General features: G+C 68.7%; 14 protein-coding genes and 1 pseudogene. 7 read left to right on the plus strand and 8 right to left on the minus strand.

Annotation, left to right across the window (positions count from 1 at the left end; genetic code table 11):
• Window positions 1–163: 163 nt before the first annotated feature.
• From AC1DIW_RS06205 to AC1DIW_RS06215, 3 genes are all read left to right on the plus strand, one after another.
• Entirely contained in the window at window positions 164–2011 is a 1848-nt protein-coding gene (locus AC1DIW_RS06205) for a SulP family inorganic anion transporter (RefSeq protein ID WP_478106870.1), read from the plus strand.
• A gap of 456 nt (window positions 2012–2467) precedes the next feature.
• The gene (locus AC1DIW_RS06210) at window positions 2468–3070 is read left to right on the plus strand and encodes a DUF1326 domain-containing protein (RefSeq protein WP_478106871.1); all 603 of its coding nucleotides are present in this window, start codon (window positions 2468–2470) and stop codon (window positions 3068–3070) included.
• Window positions 3071–3074: 4 nt separating this feature from the next.
• Window positions 3075–3902, plus strand: coding sequence for a DUF2182 domain-containing protein (locus AC1DIW_RS06215; protein WP_478106872.1), 828 nt, complete (start codon window positions 3075–3077; stop codon window positions 3900–3902).
• Window positions 3903–4414: 512 nt separating this feature from the next.
• Here the strand turns inward: AC1DIW_RS06215 and AC1DIW_RS06220 are convergent.
• Complete coding sequence (locus AC1DIW_RS06220) at window positions 4415–4669, minus strand: Smr/MutS family protein (protein WP_478106873.1); 255 nt, start codon at window positions 4667–4669, stop codon at window positions 4415–4417.
• Window positions 4670–4857: 188 nt separating this feature from the next.
• Between AC1DIW_RS06220 and AC1DIW_RS06225 the strand changes: the two genes are divergently transcribed.
• Window positions 4858–5571 (plus strand): alpha/beta fold hydrolase, encoded by a 714-nt coding sequence (locus AC1DIW_RS06225; RefSeq protein WP_478106874.1) that lies wholly within the window; start codon window positions 4858–4860, stop codon window positions 5569–5571.
• Window positions 5572–5645: 74 nt separating this feature from the next.
• Window positions 5646–6059 (plus strand): annotated as a pseudogene (locus AC1DIW_RS06230) (nitroreductase family deazaflavin-dependent oxidoreductase); the annotation flags it as partial.
• A gap of 42 nt (window positions 6060–6101) precedes the next feature.
• Here the strand turns inward: AC1DIW_RS06230 and AC1DIW_RS06235 are convergent.
• On the minus strand, window positions 6102–6824 hold the full coding sequence (locus tag AC1DIW_RS06235; protein ID WP_478106875.1) for a DUF72 domain-containing protein: 723 nt from the start codon (window positions 6822–6824) through the stop codon (window positions 6102–6104).
• Between the two features lie 35 nt (window positions 6825–6859).
• Window positions 6860–7759: an NAD-dependent epimerase/dehydratase family protein gene (locus tag AC1DIW_RS06240; RefSeq protein WP_478106876.1), complete on the minus strand. Its 900-nt coding sequence runs from the start codon at window positions 7757–7759 to the stop codon at window positions 6860–6862.
• A 109-nt stretch (window positions 7760–7868) separates the two neighbouring features.
• On the opposite strand from AC1DIW_RS06240, the gene AC1DIW_RS06245 reads away from it, so the two are divergent.
• On the plus strand, window positions 7869–8432 hold the full coding sequence (locus AC1DIW_RS06245) for a GNAT family N-acetyltransferase (protein ID WP_478106877.1): 564 nt from the start codon (window positions 7869–7871) through the stop codon (window positions 8430–8432).
• A gap of 33 nt (window positions 8433–8465) precedes the next feature.
• Here the strand turns inward: AC1DIW_RS06245 and AC1DIW_RS06250 are convergent, their stop codons facing one another.
• From AC1DIW_RS06250 to AC1DIW_RS06265, 4 genes are all read right to left on the minus strand, one after another.
• Complete coding sequence (locus tag AC1DIW_RS06250; protein ID WP_478106878.1) at window positions 8466–9392, minus strand: NAD-dependent epimerase/dehydratase family protein; 927 nt, start codon at window positions 9390–9392, stop codon at window positions 8466–8468.
• 110 nt (window positions 9393–9502) lie between these two features.
• Window positions 9503–9865, minus strand: coding sequence for a YciI family protein (locus AC1DIW_RS06255; RefSeq protein ID WP_478106879.1), 363 nt, complete (start codon window positions 9863–9865; stop codon window positions 9503–9505).
• Window positions 9866–9968: 103 nt separating this feature from the next.
• Complete coding sequence (locus tag AC1DIW_RS06260; protein ID WP_442278570.1) at window positions 9969–10340, minus strand: DUF898 family protein; 372 nt, start codon at window positions 10338–10340, stop codon at window positions 9969–9971.
• A gap of 169 nt (window positions 10341–10509) precedes the next feature.
• A complete protein-coding gene (locus AC1DIW_RS06265; protein WP_442278569.1) occupies window positions 10510–10980 on the minus strand; it encodes a GNAT family N-acetyltransferase in 471 nt (156 codons plus the stop codon).
• Between the two features lie 153 nt (window positions 10981–11133).
• Here AC1DIW_RS06265 and AC1DIW_RS06270 point away from each other — a divergent pair, with 153 nt between their 5' ends.
• Window positions 11134–11550 (plus strand): VOC family protein, encoded by a 417-nt coding sequence (locus tag AC1DIW_RS06270; protein WP_478106880.1) that lies wholly within the window; start codon window positions 11134–11136, stop codon window positions 11548–11550.
• A gap of 368 nt (window positions 11551–11918) precedes the next feature.
• Here the strand turns inward: AC1DIW_RS06270 and AC1DIW_RS06275 are convergent, their stop codons facing one another.
• Window positions 11919–13751, minus strand: coding sequence for a GMC family oxidoreductase (locus AC1DIW_RS06275; protein ID WP_478106881.1), 1833 nt, complete (start codon window positions 13749–13751; stop codon window positions 11919–11921).
• Window position 13752: the final 1 nt, after the last annotated feature.

Genomic DNA, 13752 nt, shown 5'->3' on the forward strand with positions numbered 1-13752 from the left:
GGGCCGCCAGAGGGTCTGGCCGGGCGGGACAGCGGCTCGACCGCTTCGTTCAGGCTGCCTTGGCGATCCTCACAGTCCTTTCGCCGCGTGGCCCATTGACTTGGGGCGCCACGGATCTGCTCCGGTAGCGTGGCAGCACACCTGGCAGAACGAGGTGGCACGGGTGAGCGATGACACGATGGCACTCTCGGAGGGCCGCTGGCGCCGGGTTCCGATGGTCCGCTGGCTGCCGCGCTACCAGGCTGCGTGGCTGCGCGGGGACCTCATCGCTGGCGCAGTGGTGGCGGCGCTCGCGATTCCGCAGGCTCTCGGCTACGCGTCGATCGCAGGTGCTCCCGTTGAGGTCGGCCTGTACGCGCTCCCGGTGGCGCTCGTGGCATATGCCGTGTTCGGTTCGTCCCGACAGCTCGTCGTGGGCCCGGTGTCGACCGTGTCCGTGCTGTCCGGGTCCTTCCTGGCCAGCTTCGGGGTCGCCGGCACGGCGCGCGCCGCGTCGTACACGGCCGCCCTCGCTCTCGGCTCAGGGCTGGTGCTCGTCGCCGCGGGCTTCGTCCGGATCGGGTGGATGGCCGAGTTCCTGTCCAAGCCCATCGTCACAGGCTTCGTCCTCGGACTGACCCTGCTTGTCATCCTCAACGAGGTGCCCCATCTTGTCGGGGTGCCGACGCCCGCAGGGAAAGTGATCGAACGGGTCGGCGCCCTGGGCTCGAGTGTCACGCGCGGCGAGGCCGACCTCACGACTGTGGCCGTGTCGGCGGTCTCGCTCGTGGTCCTCTTCGGCGGGCACCATCTGCTTCCAAAGGTCCCATGGGGTCTCGTGGTCCTCCTCGGCGGCTTGGCGGCGTCGGCGGCGCTGGATCTTCAGGCACTCGGGGTCGAGGTTGTCGGCCCGGTCCCGCGTGGGCTGCCGACGCCCGGCATACCTGCCGTCGACCCCGCCGATCTGGCCGGGCTGCTCACCGCCGGAGCGGCACTCGCGCTCGTGGGCCTGGCGGAGGGCCTGAGCGCGGCCCGCCTCTTCGCGGCCCGGGGGGCCTACCGGATCGACGCCGACCAGGAGTTGCTCGCCTCCGGCGCGGCCAACGTCGCGTGCGGCCTGTTCGGTGGGCTCGGCGTGGCCGGGAGCCTGTCCAAGACGGCTGCGGTCAGCGACGCGCGCGGGCGGACGCAGCTGACTGGGCTCGCCGCGGCGGGGCTGGCCGTGGTCGTCATCGTCGCCATCGCCCCCGCGCTGTCGGTGCTCCCACGGGCGGTATTGAGCGCGATCGTGGTCAACGCGGTATGGAAGCTCATGGACTTCGAGGCCTTGGGTCGATACAGCCGGGTGCGCCGCAACGACATCGTCGCCGCGGTCGTCGCTGCGGTAGGCGTGCTGGCCTTCGGCCCCCTCAATGGCCTGCTGCTCGCCGTGGCCGGATCGGTGATCGGCCTGGTCTTCCGCTCCACCAGGGTCGACGTCGAAGTGATGGGCAAAGTGCCCCATGAGAAGGCGGCCTGGGGCAGCACGCGCAACCACGCTGAGCGCTCGACGTACCCCGGGGTGATCGTGCTTCGGCTCGACGTGCCGCTCTTCTGGGTCACGGCCGCGCCGGCCAACGACAGCATCCTCGCCCTGATCGACTCCACGCCGGGCACGCGCGCCCTGGTCCTCGACCTGGAGGCGACCAACCAGATGGACACGACCAGCGCGGACGCCCTCGCGGACCTCCGGGCTGCCTTGCTGCGACGAGATGTCGACCTCTTTCTCGTCCGAGTCATGTGGCCGGTCCGCAAGGCGCTGCGCCGCTCCGGACTGATCCCCGAACTCGGCGAAGACCACCTATGGCACAGCATCTCCCAGGGTGTGCGAGAGGCGCGCCGAGTGCACGGCCTGCTCGACCCCGCTGCCCTCGAAGGCGCGCCACCCGCCGACGAAGCCTTGGCCGCCGAACCCCTCGATGCCGACGGCGAGGAACACATCGTGGCCCGGGACCCAGGTCCAGTCCCGCCGAACGAACAGGGGTCCTCGTGATCGCGGTGCGCGAGGGAGACGATCTGCAGCGAGGTGATAGCACGGATCGTCGGGAGGCCAGACGAGTACGACACGGGTGCGGATGACGAGTCACAGACTCTGCCGGGAGAGCAAGTCGCAGCTCTCTGGACACGGCGATTTCCCTACGAGCGGCCCCGGTAGGCATCGTGGCCACTCGACGAAACCGGCCGCACCGCCGCGTGTCGGCAGTGCGTGCAGGTCCGCTGGAGCCGGCATCCTCAGCTGACCTAGGAGAGGAGGACGGGGTCAGCAATCGGATCCAGGACACGGGACAGGTCGAGCCTGGCCACGGTTCGGCGCGATGGCCACCCGCACTGAGCGACCGTCGTCCGGAACGTCGGATATCGGACGTCGCTGACGCCGCAGCGGCGTCCCGGCCCGTTGACGGGGTTGATCTGCGGCGGGACACTCAGAGCCTGGGCAAGGGAGGGTCTCATGTCGTGGAACCTGGCGGGAAGTTACGTCGAGACCTGCTCGTGCGAGCTCATGTGCCCGTGCAACCTGTCACTCGATCACGGAGCCACCTATGACTTCTGTCGCGTGACTCTCGTCTTCAACATCCACCAGGGTGCCGTCGACAGCACGGACGTCGGTGGCTGCAAGGTTGCGCTGATAGCCGATACGCCGAAGGTGATGACCGACGGCAACTGGCGCGTCGGGGTTTTCGTCGACGACCGCGCGACCGACGCCCAGTTCGACCAGCTCGTTCAGGTCTTCAGCGGGCAGCTGGGTGGGCCCATGGGGGCACTGGCTCCGCTGATCGGTGAGATGTTGGGCGTTGAGCGGGCGCGTATCGATGTTGACGATGACGGGCTGCGCCATAGCGTGCGCATCGGCGAGATCATCGACTTCGAGATCGAGGACATCGTTCCGTTCGGAGTGGAGACCGGCCAGCCGGTGAAGTTCTCGGGGATGTTCCACCCGGCCGGTTCCGACCTGACGATGGCCGAAGCCAAGCGGTCGAGAATCAAGGCCTTCGGCATCGAGTACGAAGGAAAGACCGGACTGTCCAAGTCGGACTTCTCGTGGGCCGCCTGAGGGAATGAGCGACATCGGGTCGCCCACCTCGTCCGCCCAGAGAGGCCTTCGCCCGGCGTTCGCCGCCAGCCGCGCTCATTGGGTGCTCGTCGTAGCCCTCTTCGCCCTTGCCGTAGCGGCCTGGTGGTGGACGGCCGAACAGATGCGCGGAATGGACGAGGGGCCCTGGACCGGCCTCGGCACGTTCGCATGGTTCCTCGGCGTCTGGGTGGTCATGATGGCGGCGATGATGTTCCCATCCATCGCTCCCACGGTCGCACTGTTCTCGCGGCTGAGCGGGCCGTCGTCACTGAAGCCGTGGGTGTTCACCGGCGGCTATCTCGTGACCTGGGCTGGTTTCGGAGTCGTCGCCTTCGTGCTCGGGCTCGCCGCAACCCATGCAGCGGCAGGCGAGCTGTCATGGGGACAGGCGGGGCGCCCGATAGCTGGGGCAATCCTGATCCTGGCCGCCGTCTACGAGCTGACACCACTCAAGAACGTATGCCTGGGCAAGTGCCGCAGCCCGCTCGGCACCCTTCTGGGGTCGTGGCGCGACGGCTCGCTCGGCGCCCTTCGCATGGGGCTGAAGAACGGTGCCTGGTGCGTTGGGTGCTGCTGGGCCCTGATGGCGTCACTGTTCGCGTTGGGTGTCATGAGCCTCATCTGGATGGCCATCGTCGCTGGCTTCATCGCAGTCGAGAAGATCCTGCCGTGGCGCCGAACAGCCGTCTACGGCACGGCGCTCGTCCTCTTTGTGCTCGGCGTGCTCGTCCTCGTCGCCCCGGATGCGCTACCCGGTCTCACCGTCCCAGGACACGACTCCATGTCCGTGACGACCCCGATGGGGCACTGAATGGCAAGAGCTCGACCACCTGCGTCGTAGCGCCGCCTGGCGGGCGGCACGTCACGCCCACGTGCCCTGGCCCGCGTATCGATTGGGCAGAACCGGAGGGTCTGGCGCGCCACGGTGACCTTCCACCCGAGCTCGTCGGCTCGATGACCCCCGGGCGCCTATTTCGGCGTGCGGCGCAGCGCCTGCGCGGGGTGGCGTCGTCGACGGTGACGGCGGCCTGCCCAACTGACTGCTTCGCTCGCAGCTGCCGCCGCGGCGACGGTCAGGGTCAGCGCTGTAAGGGCGAGGTCTCCCTTGTTGTGGTCCCGCAGTCGCATGCCCCCATCGTGCCCTCTGTCGGGCGCGTTCGCTGGGACGAATGGAACATGGGATCTCTGCCGCGATCCGCCAGGTCTGATGGTCACGCGAGCTGCGTCGAACCGCCACAAGCGACCAACGTGACGGCCAGTGAGCCCGGGCACTCCCTCCAGGTGGGCACGGATGAGCTGGCGAGGCCCGCTCGCTTTCGGTGGCTACTTCCACCTGAAGTGGACGAAGATGCGACCGAAGTTGTCGGAGTCCTTTTCGACCCGGTGATAGAGCGCCTTGATGTCCTTGCGATCCAGGAACCGCAGCACCCGCTTCTTGAGCTGTCCGGAGCCCTTCCCCGGGATGATCTCCACCAAGGGCGCCTTCTTATCGATGGCCTCGTCGATGATGGCCTTGAGGGATCGCTCGATCTCGTCCCCCCGGTTGTAGATGTCGTGCAGGTCGAGCTTGAGCTTCATGACGGAATCCTCCACCCGACGGGCCTCCGCCGACCCGAAGGAGGACAGCAGCGACCCGGACTTGACCCGCCCGAGGCCCGGAATCCCGAGCGGCAGAAGCGATTCGCGTCCTTACGTCGCGTCCCGGCACCCGGTAGTGGTCATCGTGCGGGACTGCCATGTCTGACTCGCTCTGTAGCGTTGCCGGAATGGCGACAGCTCCCTTTCATACCGTCCTGATCCCCGGCCTGCTGTGCTCGGCCCGACTGTACGAGCAGCTGCTGCCGCCTGTGTGGTCCTACGGCGCCGTCACCATCGCCGACAACCGCCGCGACAGCACGGTGACCGCGATGGCCCAACGGCTGCTCGCTGCAGCGCCCGACCGATTCGCACTCGCAGGTCTCAGCATGGGCGGGTACGTCGCCCTCGAGGTCATGCGCCTCGACCCGGATCGGGTCACGGGGCTGGCGCTGATCAGTACTTCGGCACGTCCAGATTCACCCGAACAGGTGGCGAGCCGACGCGAGCAGGCGCGTGCCGTGTCCGCGGGCCGTTTCGACGAGCTCGTTGATGCCGTCTACCCCGTCCTGGTCGACGCCGGCAACATCACGCGCAAGGACCTGGCCGACTTCTGGAGAACGATGGCGCACGAGATCGGTCCCGACGCCTTCCTGACCCAGCTCGCGGCTGTCATGACCCGTCCGGACTCACGCCCCGACCTCGCGTCGATCCGTTGCCCAACGGCCGTTGTCCATGGCACCGGGGACCAGCTCATCGCACCGGAGAACGCGGTCGAGATCGCCGACTCCGTCCCAGACGCCCAGCTCACCCTCGTCCCGGAGGCCGGCCACATGATCGCCCAGGAGCAACCGAATGCAGTCGCGGCCGCTGTCGGCAAGCTACTCGAAGCAGTGACCCTCTAACGACGCGACGCCTGGCCTTGGCGTGGTCGGGATGCCCGTAGAGTTCTGAGGATCGGGCCAGTCGAGAGGATCGCGCCATGGACCGTGCTCACTCTGCGAGCGAGGCGACCCGAGCCGCCTTGCACCACAGCCAGGTCATCGACCTCACGACGACTGGCCGGCGAACCGGCCAGCCCCGGCGCATCGAGATCTTCTTGCACTACGACGATGACCAGCTGTTCATCACGGGCATGCCCCGGAGCGACCGAACGCGTGACTGGATCTACAACGTCGAAGCCGACCCGCACGTCATCATCCACCTGAAGCAGTCAGTGGTCGCCGATGTCCCTGCGACCGCGCGAGTGGTGACCGACCCCGACGAGCGCAAACCGTACATCGAGGCCGCCGCCAGGCGTTGGCGTCGCACCGACGTACCGGAGATGCTGAAGCACAGTCCGCTCATCGTGCTCACGGTGCACGACCCGGCCGACCATGAACCCGACCTTTGAGAGTCCTTGCCGGGGGAGGGACCGGGCAACACTCCCGCCTGCTCACCCACCTCCACCGGCGAGCAGGGCGAGGAACCGCTCTGCATCGCCCGTGCGGGGCAGGTTGTTGAACATGACGTACGGCCTCGGTCGGCCGTCGACGAGGTCCCGCAGCCGACGCAGCTCGTCATCGGTGTGGACGTGGCGCGAGCCCGTGGTGCCGTGCAGCCGGTAGTAGGTCTGCTCCGGTGTCACCGTCTCGGTCTGCATGGGGTCCACGACGTGCACCAGGTCCAGCTCGGCGCAGAGCTCCTCGAGCAACTGCGTGGGCCACTTACCGCGGGGCTCCCAGAGCAGCCGACCGGCCGGTCGCTCCACCTGGGTCAGGAAGTCACGCAGCCGCCGGATGTTCTCCGGCGTCGGGCGAAAGCTCTTCGGGCACTGAAGGAGCACAGCGCTGGCCTGCAGGATGCGGGCGCACTCGAGAGTCCGCTCCCAACCCGCAAGGACCTCCGGCGTCGTCCGGAACGATCCCACCTGGCCATGGGCGCTCTCCGGCAGAGGCCGCTTCATGCGCCGGTACGTGGGGCTGTTGGACTCATGCGTGACGATCTGCCACGCCTTCATCGTGAACTCGAAGCCAGCCGGCACCTGGGACCGCCAGCGCGTCAGCACGGCGTCCGTCGGCGGGTCGTAGAACGTGTTCTGCACCTCGACGACGGGGAAGCGCCGCACATACGAGGCCTGCGAGACCGTCCAACCGCACAGCCCTACCCGAACGTCCACGTGCCTACCCCTCCCGGAACCGGGTCCGGCCGCCTTCACGAGGCGTGCGGATCCGGCAGGACGTCACGCCACGAGTGCTGCGGCGAGTAGCCCAGCAGATCCCGGGCCTTGTCGATGGAGTAGAACGTCTCGTTGCGCCCCATCGGCCGACGCAGCTCCACCCCGTCGTAGAAGCGCTCACGCACCTCGTCGGTCGTCGCGGCGACGGACATGTCGGCGTTGGCGACGTTGAAGACCTCGTAGCCCAGCCCGTCCGCCTCGAGGCAGCGCTGCACCATCTGGCCCAGGTCGCGGGTGTCGATGTAGGCGAAGACGTTGCGCCGCCGCAGCGCCGGGTCGGCCAGGAACGGCGGGAACATCTCGGCGTACTCGTGCGGCTCGATGACGTTGTTGATCCGCAGCCCGTAGATGTCGGCGCCGGTGCGAACCTGGAACGAGCGCGCCGTCACCTCGTTGGCCACCTTCGACATCGCGTACGCGTCCTCCGGCACCGTCGGGTGCTCCTCGTCGACCGGCACGTAGAGCGGCCGCCGCTCCCCCTGGGCGAAGCAGATGCCGTAGGTCGTCTCCGACGACGCGAAGATCACCTTGCGGATGCCGAGCCGGGTCGCCGCCTCGAGCACGTTGTACGTGCTGAGCACGTTCGTCGCGTACGTCTTGGCCTCCGACGTGAGCAGGATCGCCGGCACCGCCGCGAAGTGCACGACGGCGTCGTATGCCGGCTTGGCCGCAAGCTCCAGCTCGTCGAAGCGCGCCAGTCCCGCGAGGGCGGAGTACGTCTCTCCGATGTCGGTGAGGTCGACCTTGAGGTCGCCGACGCCCGGGTGCCCCAGCGGGACGAGGTCCGCGTTGGTGACCTGGTGACCCTGCTCGGCGAGGAAGGGTGCGACGTGCTTTCCGGCCTTGCCGCTGCCGCCCGTGAAGAAGATGCGCATGAACCCGATCCAATCACCGATGCGCTTTGCGACTCCGGATCGTCCGCCTCCGGCAGCATGCTGGGTGACACCCGCGACGACGCGTCGCGGCCCGGCGAAGGAGGGACCGTTGACGGACTACGAGGTCAGGGCGCTGGCCCCGGACACCTGGGACGCGTACGCCGCGATGATGGAACGGCACAACGGCGTCTTCGGCGGGTGCTGGTGCACATGGTTCCAGACGATGCCCGCCGAGAAGGAGCGCACCTACGACGCCAACTGCGCCCTCAAGAAGCGCCTCGTCCACGAGGACCGCGCCCACGCGGCGCTTGTCTTCGATGGCGACGAGGCCGTCGCGTGGGCGCAGTTCGGGTCGCCCGCCGAGCTGCCCAACATCTACCACCGCAAGCAGTACGACGAAGAGCTCGACCTCCTGCCCGACTACCGGGTCACGTGCATCTTCGTCGACAAGCGCTACCGCCGGAAGCACCTGTCGGACCTCGTCCTGCAGGGCGCAGTCGACCTCATCGCGGCGGCGGGTGGCGGCACCGTCGAGGGCTACCCGCACGACAACGCGGGCATGAAGAAGTCGGTCCTCTACGACGGGACTCGGGCTCTCTTCGAGCGAGCCGGCTTCACCTACGTCCGCGCCAAGGGCCAAGGCAACTGCGTCATGCGCCGGACCGTGCCCTGACGTTCGTCTGGGACTGGTGGAGGTTTCGGCACGTCACTGCGACGCCACCCAGGCGTCGATGGCCTCGAGCACGGTGTCGGTGACGCTGTGCTTCGGGACGAAGCCGAGCAGCGCGCGGGCCTTGTCCATCGAGAACATCGGGGACCGCCCGATGTGGTCCATCGTCAGCGCGGCCTGCTCCGGGTCCAGCCTCGTCACGAACTCGGCCCACGGCACGAACTCGAGCCGGGGCTCGTGACCAAAGTGGCGCGCGACGAGCTCGGCGTAGCCGCGAAGGGTCAGTGCCTGCGTACACACGCTGTTGAAGCTCTCCCCCGTCGCGGCCTCCGGACGCTCGAGGCAGGCCTGGTGGAGGCCCGCCACGTCCTCGGCGTGCACGTGGTGGATGGTCTCGCCGCCACGGTCGGGGAGCACGCACGAGCCGTCCGCGCGCAGGGACTCGATGACGGCCGGGTCGACGTTGCCGGCCGGCCCGATGGGCATCCACCCGGGGCCGCTGATGTGGCCCGGGTGCACGACGCTGGCGCGCACCCGGTCCTGGGCCATGAGGTACTCCTCGATGGCGAGCTTGCCCACGCCATAGTCCCCGTAGGGGTGCTTGGGCGCGTCCTCCGTCGTCGGGACGAGCGTGCTGGGTCCGTAGGACCAGACGCTGCCGGTGTGGACCAGGTGCTGGCCGTCGAGCGCCTCGACGAGCTGCTCGGCCTGGGCGGTGCTGAAGCACGTGAGGTCCACGACCGCATCGGGTCGCAGGTCGGCGACGAACGTGCCGAACCGGCCGTCGCCCTCCGCCGCTTCCCGGTCGCACGTCACCATCTCGACCTCGCCCCACAGCGGATCCTCCCGGTAGGGCTGCCGGGACCCGCGGCTGATGACGACGACCTCGTGCCCGGCATCCACCAGGCTCGGGACGAGATAGGTGCCGATGTGTCCGGTGCCGCCGATGACCACTATGCGCATGCCGGCAACACTAACCAGCACCGATCCCCGGTCGAGTCAGCCGACGTGGCAGGCCGACTCGGCCTGCCACGTCGAAGCGCTGGCGTCGCGCTACAGCCTCAGCCTCAGCCTCAGTCGGCGGGGGCCTCCGGGCCGTTGGAGATCTGGCGCAGCGTCGAGATCACGGTGACCTCAGGCCAGTACTTGGCGTGCAGCTCGGCGAACTTCTCCTGGTCGGCCACGGCCTCCTCGAGCGTGTCGTACTGCAGGATCGACCAGCCTCCGACGACCTCCCGCGCCTCGGCATACGGTCCGTCGTGCCGGCTGACCTCGCCTTGCCGGACCACGAAGTTCACCGCGTCCTCCGTCCCGTACAGGCCACCGCCGTCGAGGAACACACCTGAGGCGGCCCGTTCGCCGATGTGGGCGTCCATCGCGTCGAACAGTGCCTGCGGTGGGGTGCCGATCCCCTCTTCCATCCTCACGAATCCCATGAAACGCGGCATCTCGATCACTCCTCGGGGTTGCTGGGGTGTTGTCTCACACTCGTACGTCGAACGACGGTCAAGGTCTTCGACATCCACTCCGAACGCGTTCTCACGCCCGCAGGTTCACGTTGACCGTCGGGCCCTGAGGCTGAGCCAGGCGCGTCGTCGGGTCGAAGTCGGTGTGCTCCCACTTCCATCGGACGATGCGCGGGCCCACCCAGAAGAGGTAGATGCCCGCCGTGACGAAGGTGAGGGCCAGCCACTTGATCCAGGTTCCGAAGAGGCCCAGAGCCGTGCCCGTGAAGACGAGTCGCTGTCCGTCGATGTAGGAGTGCTTCGCTCGCCACCGCTCGTTCAACACCAGCGCGAACGGGTAGCAGATACCGGCGGTGAGGACCGTGATGAGGACTCCCAGGATGGCCGTCCCGAGGTAGGTCCCGGCACCCCCGTCAAACCGAAAACGCCCGGAGTTGTACGACACTGGCTCTCCCCTGTGGTGTGCATGCTGATCGTGCAGGGCGCCCCTCCGCGACTCGTCTGACGCAGTGCGGATAGCCCAGCGGCCGCGCCGACTCTGCCAGTTCCAGCAACCGGTAGAACACGAAACGCGCAATTTGCCCAGGCGCCATATGCCGTCCGTGCGTCAGGTGTCAGAGGACGAGCTTCATGCGGGGCGCGGACGTCAGGACGAATCCCGCCCTCGCGTAGATCCGCTGGCCCTCCGGCGTGGCGCTGAGGTCGACACGGTCCGCGTCGATCGACCTGGCCCAGTCGGTCACGTCGTTGACGAGCAAGGTGCCGTAGCCGACGCCCCGGTGCGCGGCGAGAGTAATGACGTTCGCGAGCCGGACCGTGCGCCCTCGAGGGCACTGAGGATTCGGAACACCCACCTCGAGTGTGCCTATTGCCGTCGCCACGATCTCGCCGTCGACCTCGACCAGCGGAAACCTGACGAGGCTGGGCCGCGCGACGAACTGCGTGAACCACTCGCGTGCATGGCCGCGCCAGACGTCGTCGCGCGGAGAGTCGTCCTCGTCGAACAGCAGCGCCCACAATCGCACGAGTTCAGGACCGTCGCCGGGAGATGCGATGCGCAGGAGACCGCCGGGAGTAGTGGGCACGACGTCATGCTGACACTCAAACGGCCGGCAGCTGCGGAGCATTACATGGTCGCCGCTGCGGTGCCGCCGGGGTTGGCGCGTGCTGGTGTGCGCACGTGCCCAACGATCTACTGTGGCTGGATGCTCACGAACCGGTCTGCGCCGCATGCGCGCGTGACACCCGTTCTGACTGTCGCCGACGTTCGGGCGGCGGTGGCCTGGTACGCCGACGTGTTCGGGTTCGTCGAACACGTCCGCATCGGCGAAGGACACCGCTCGCAGCTCGGGCTGCCGAACGGGGAGCCCGCCGAGCTCGTGGTGGCCGAGGTTCGTCCCGGACGGCGAACGCCTCAAGGAGAGCGGTCGCACCAAGTGATGCTCAAGGTCGCCGACATCGCGCGCGTGGTCGAGACAGCGACGGCTCGAGGCGCCGTTCTGGTCGACCCGCCGCACGACTGGGAGTACGGCGAGCGACAGGCCACGATCGATGACCCGTTCGGGCACCAGTGGGTCCTGAACCAGACGATCGTCGACGTCGCGCCCGAGCAGTGGGGCGGTCAAACCGTGTCCCCGCGTCGCGGAACCCAGTAACTATCGGGGGCGGCGACGCTTGGGTGAGGACCGACCCCTGCGCCGAATGGACGCCGTCATCACAGCGACACCGCATAGGCAAGGAAGAACGCCGAGCACACTGACTCCAACGCCGATGGCGACTCCGATCTCCCGCAAGGGATTCGAGGCATTACCAGGAGCCAGCGCGTCGCGAAGATACGACAGGCCCCAGACTGCGCCAACACCCCCGGCGAGCGTCAACGCGACACCCACGGCCATCGCCCACCACGACGACAACGCACGCCCTCCGGCGTCCGACCGATCGCAGGAGGACGACACGTCGACCTCGGGATACCTGTCTGGTGATCGCCCCACGCGCTGCTAGAGCTTCTCCAACACGCGAGCCGTCAGCCGACCAGCTCGTGGAGGTGGACGCCGTGGTCCGTCGCGATCAGCTCCGCCGCCTTCTCGCCGATCATGATGGCCGCGGCGTTGGTGTTGCCGCTGACGACGTTCGGCATCACGCTCGCGTCCGCCACGCGAAGGGCCTCGATGCCGTGCACCCGCAGCCGCGGGTCGACGACGTCACCGATCCGGCAGGTCGACGTCTCGTGGTAGACGGTCAGCGCATAGTGGCGGGCCAGGTCCTCCAGCAGCGCGTCGCTCGGGTCGGAGCCGGCCTCGTGGCCGTGAGCCCGCGCCAGGTGTGGCGGGATGACCGGCCCCCCCAGACCACCGCCGGGCCAGGCCTTCGCGATCTCGAGGGCCCTGCGCATCACGGCGATCATGACCCTCACGTCGTGCGGGTCGTCGAAGTAGTTGAGGTCGATCCGGGGTGGGACGGCGGGGTCCGCGCTGGCCAGCGTGACCGACCCCTCGGAGTGGGGTTGCACGGGATTGGGCAGCACGACCACCTGGCCGCGGGTCGGGTCGAGGAAGGACTCCGGGTCCTCGAAGAACGCGGACGGCGGGAGTCGGAAGACGGCCTCCCAGATCGGCGGGGTGTAGCCCGTCGCGAGGAAACCGATCTGCGCGTCGTGCGTGTGCTCGTCGCCCAGCCCGGTCGAGAAGAACGCGACGGCGTCGTAGAGGGAGGACGACGCGAGGCCGCGGCCGGTGGTGAACCACTCGCCGATGCGGCGCTCGGCCTCGGCCTTGGCGGCGGCGAGCGGCTCGGGGAGGTCGACGTCGTCGGCGGGGTCGGCCGGGAGCGGACCGGCCGGGGCCCGCAGCGCGTCCGGCCCGAGGGCCATGGCGACGTCGGTCATCGTCTCGCCGATGCCGTCCGCGGCGAACATCAAGGGGGTGTGGAGGTGGTCCTTGAGGTGACGCCCGACGTCCGGGAGGTCCACGACGCAGTCCACCCCGACGGCTGCCAGTTCGTCGCGCGCCCCGACCCCGGAGAGCAGCAGGATGTGCGGCGAGCCGATGGCGCCCGCGCACAGCACCACCTCGGTGCCCGCGGACACCTCCTCTTGGGTGCCGTGCTCGGTGCGGTAGGCGACCCCGGTGGCACGGACCACCTCTCCGTCCGCCTCGAGCAGGACGCGCTCGACGAGCGCGCCGGTGACCACGGTGAGGTTCTCCCGGTCCAGCGCCGGTTCGAGGTAGGCGTGGAAGGTCGAGCTGCGCCGGCCGTCCTTCGTCGTCGTCTGGAAGAGCGAGGCCACCCCCTGGGGGTCGAGGCGGTCGCGACCGTTGTAGTCGCCCTGCTTCAGACCCGCGGCGCCCGCGGCCTCGACGAACTGGGTCGAGGCGCGGAGGATCGGCTGGCGCACCGACACCCCCACCGGGCCGTTGTGGCCGTGCATCTCGCGGTCCGGGTGCAGCTCGGGGCTGTCCACGAACCCCTCGGCCTTGAGGAAGTAGGGCAGCACCTCGTCATACGACCAGCCCTCCGCGCCCCCGGCGGCCCAGGAGTCGAAGTCGCCGGGGTGTCCCCGGACGTATGCCATGTAGTTCAGGCCGGAGGAGCCGCCGAGCATCTTTCCTCGGGGCACCATCATCTGGCCGCCGACGAGTCCCTTCCCCACCCCACCCGGGTCGCCGTTGAACATCCAGTCGGTCGCGGGGTTGTTCTGCAAGCTCGCGACCGCGGCCGGCACCAGCTCCGCGGGCGGCGGCGGGCCGCCGGCCTCGAGCAGGCACACCCGGACCTCGGGGTCCTCAGTCAGTCGGGCGGCGACCACGGCTCCCGCCGATCCCGCCCCGACGATCACGTAGTCGTACGTCGAGCCCATC

This window comes from Terrabacter sp. 01T434 (assembly GCF_056398545.1).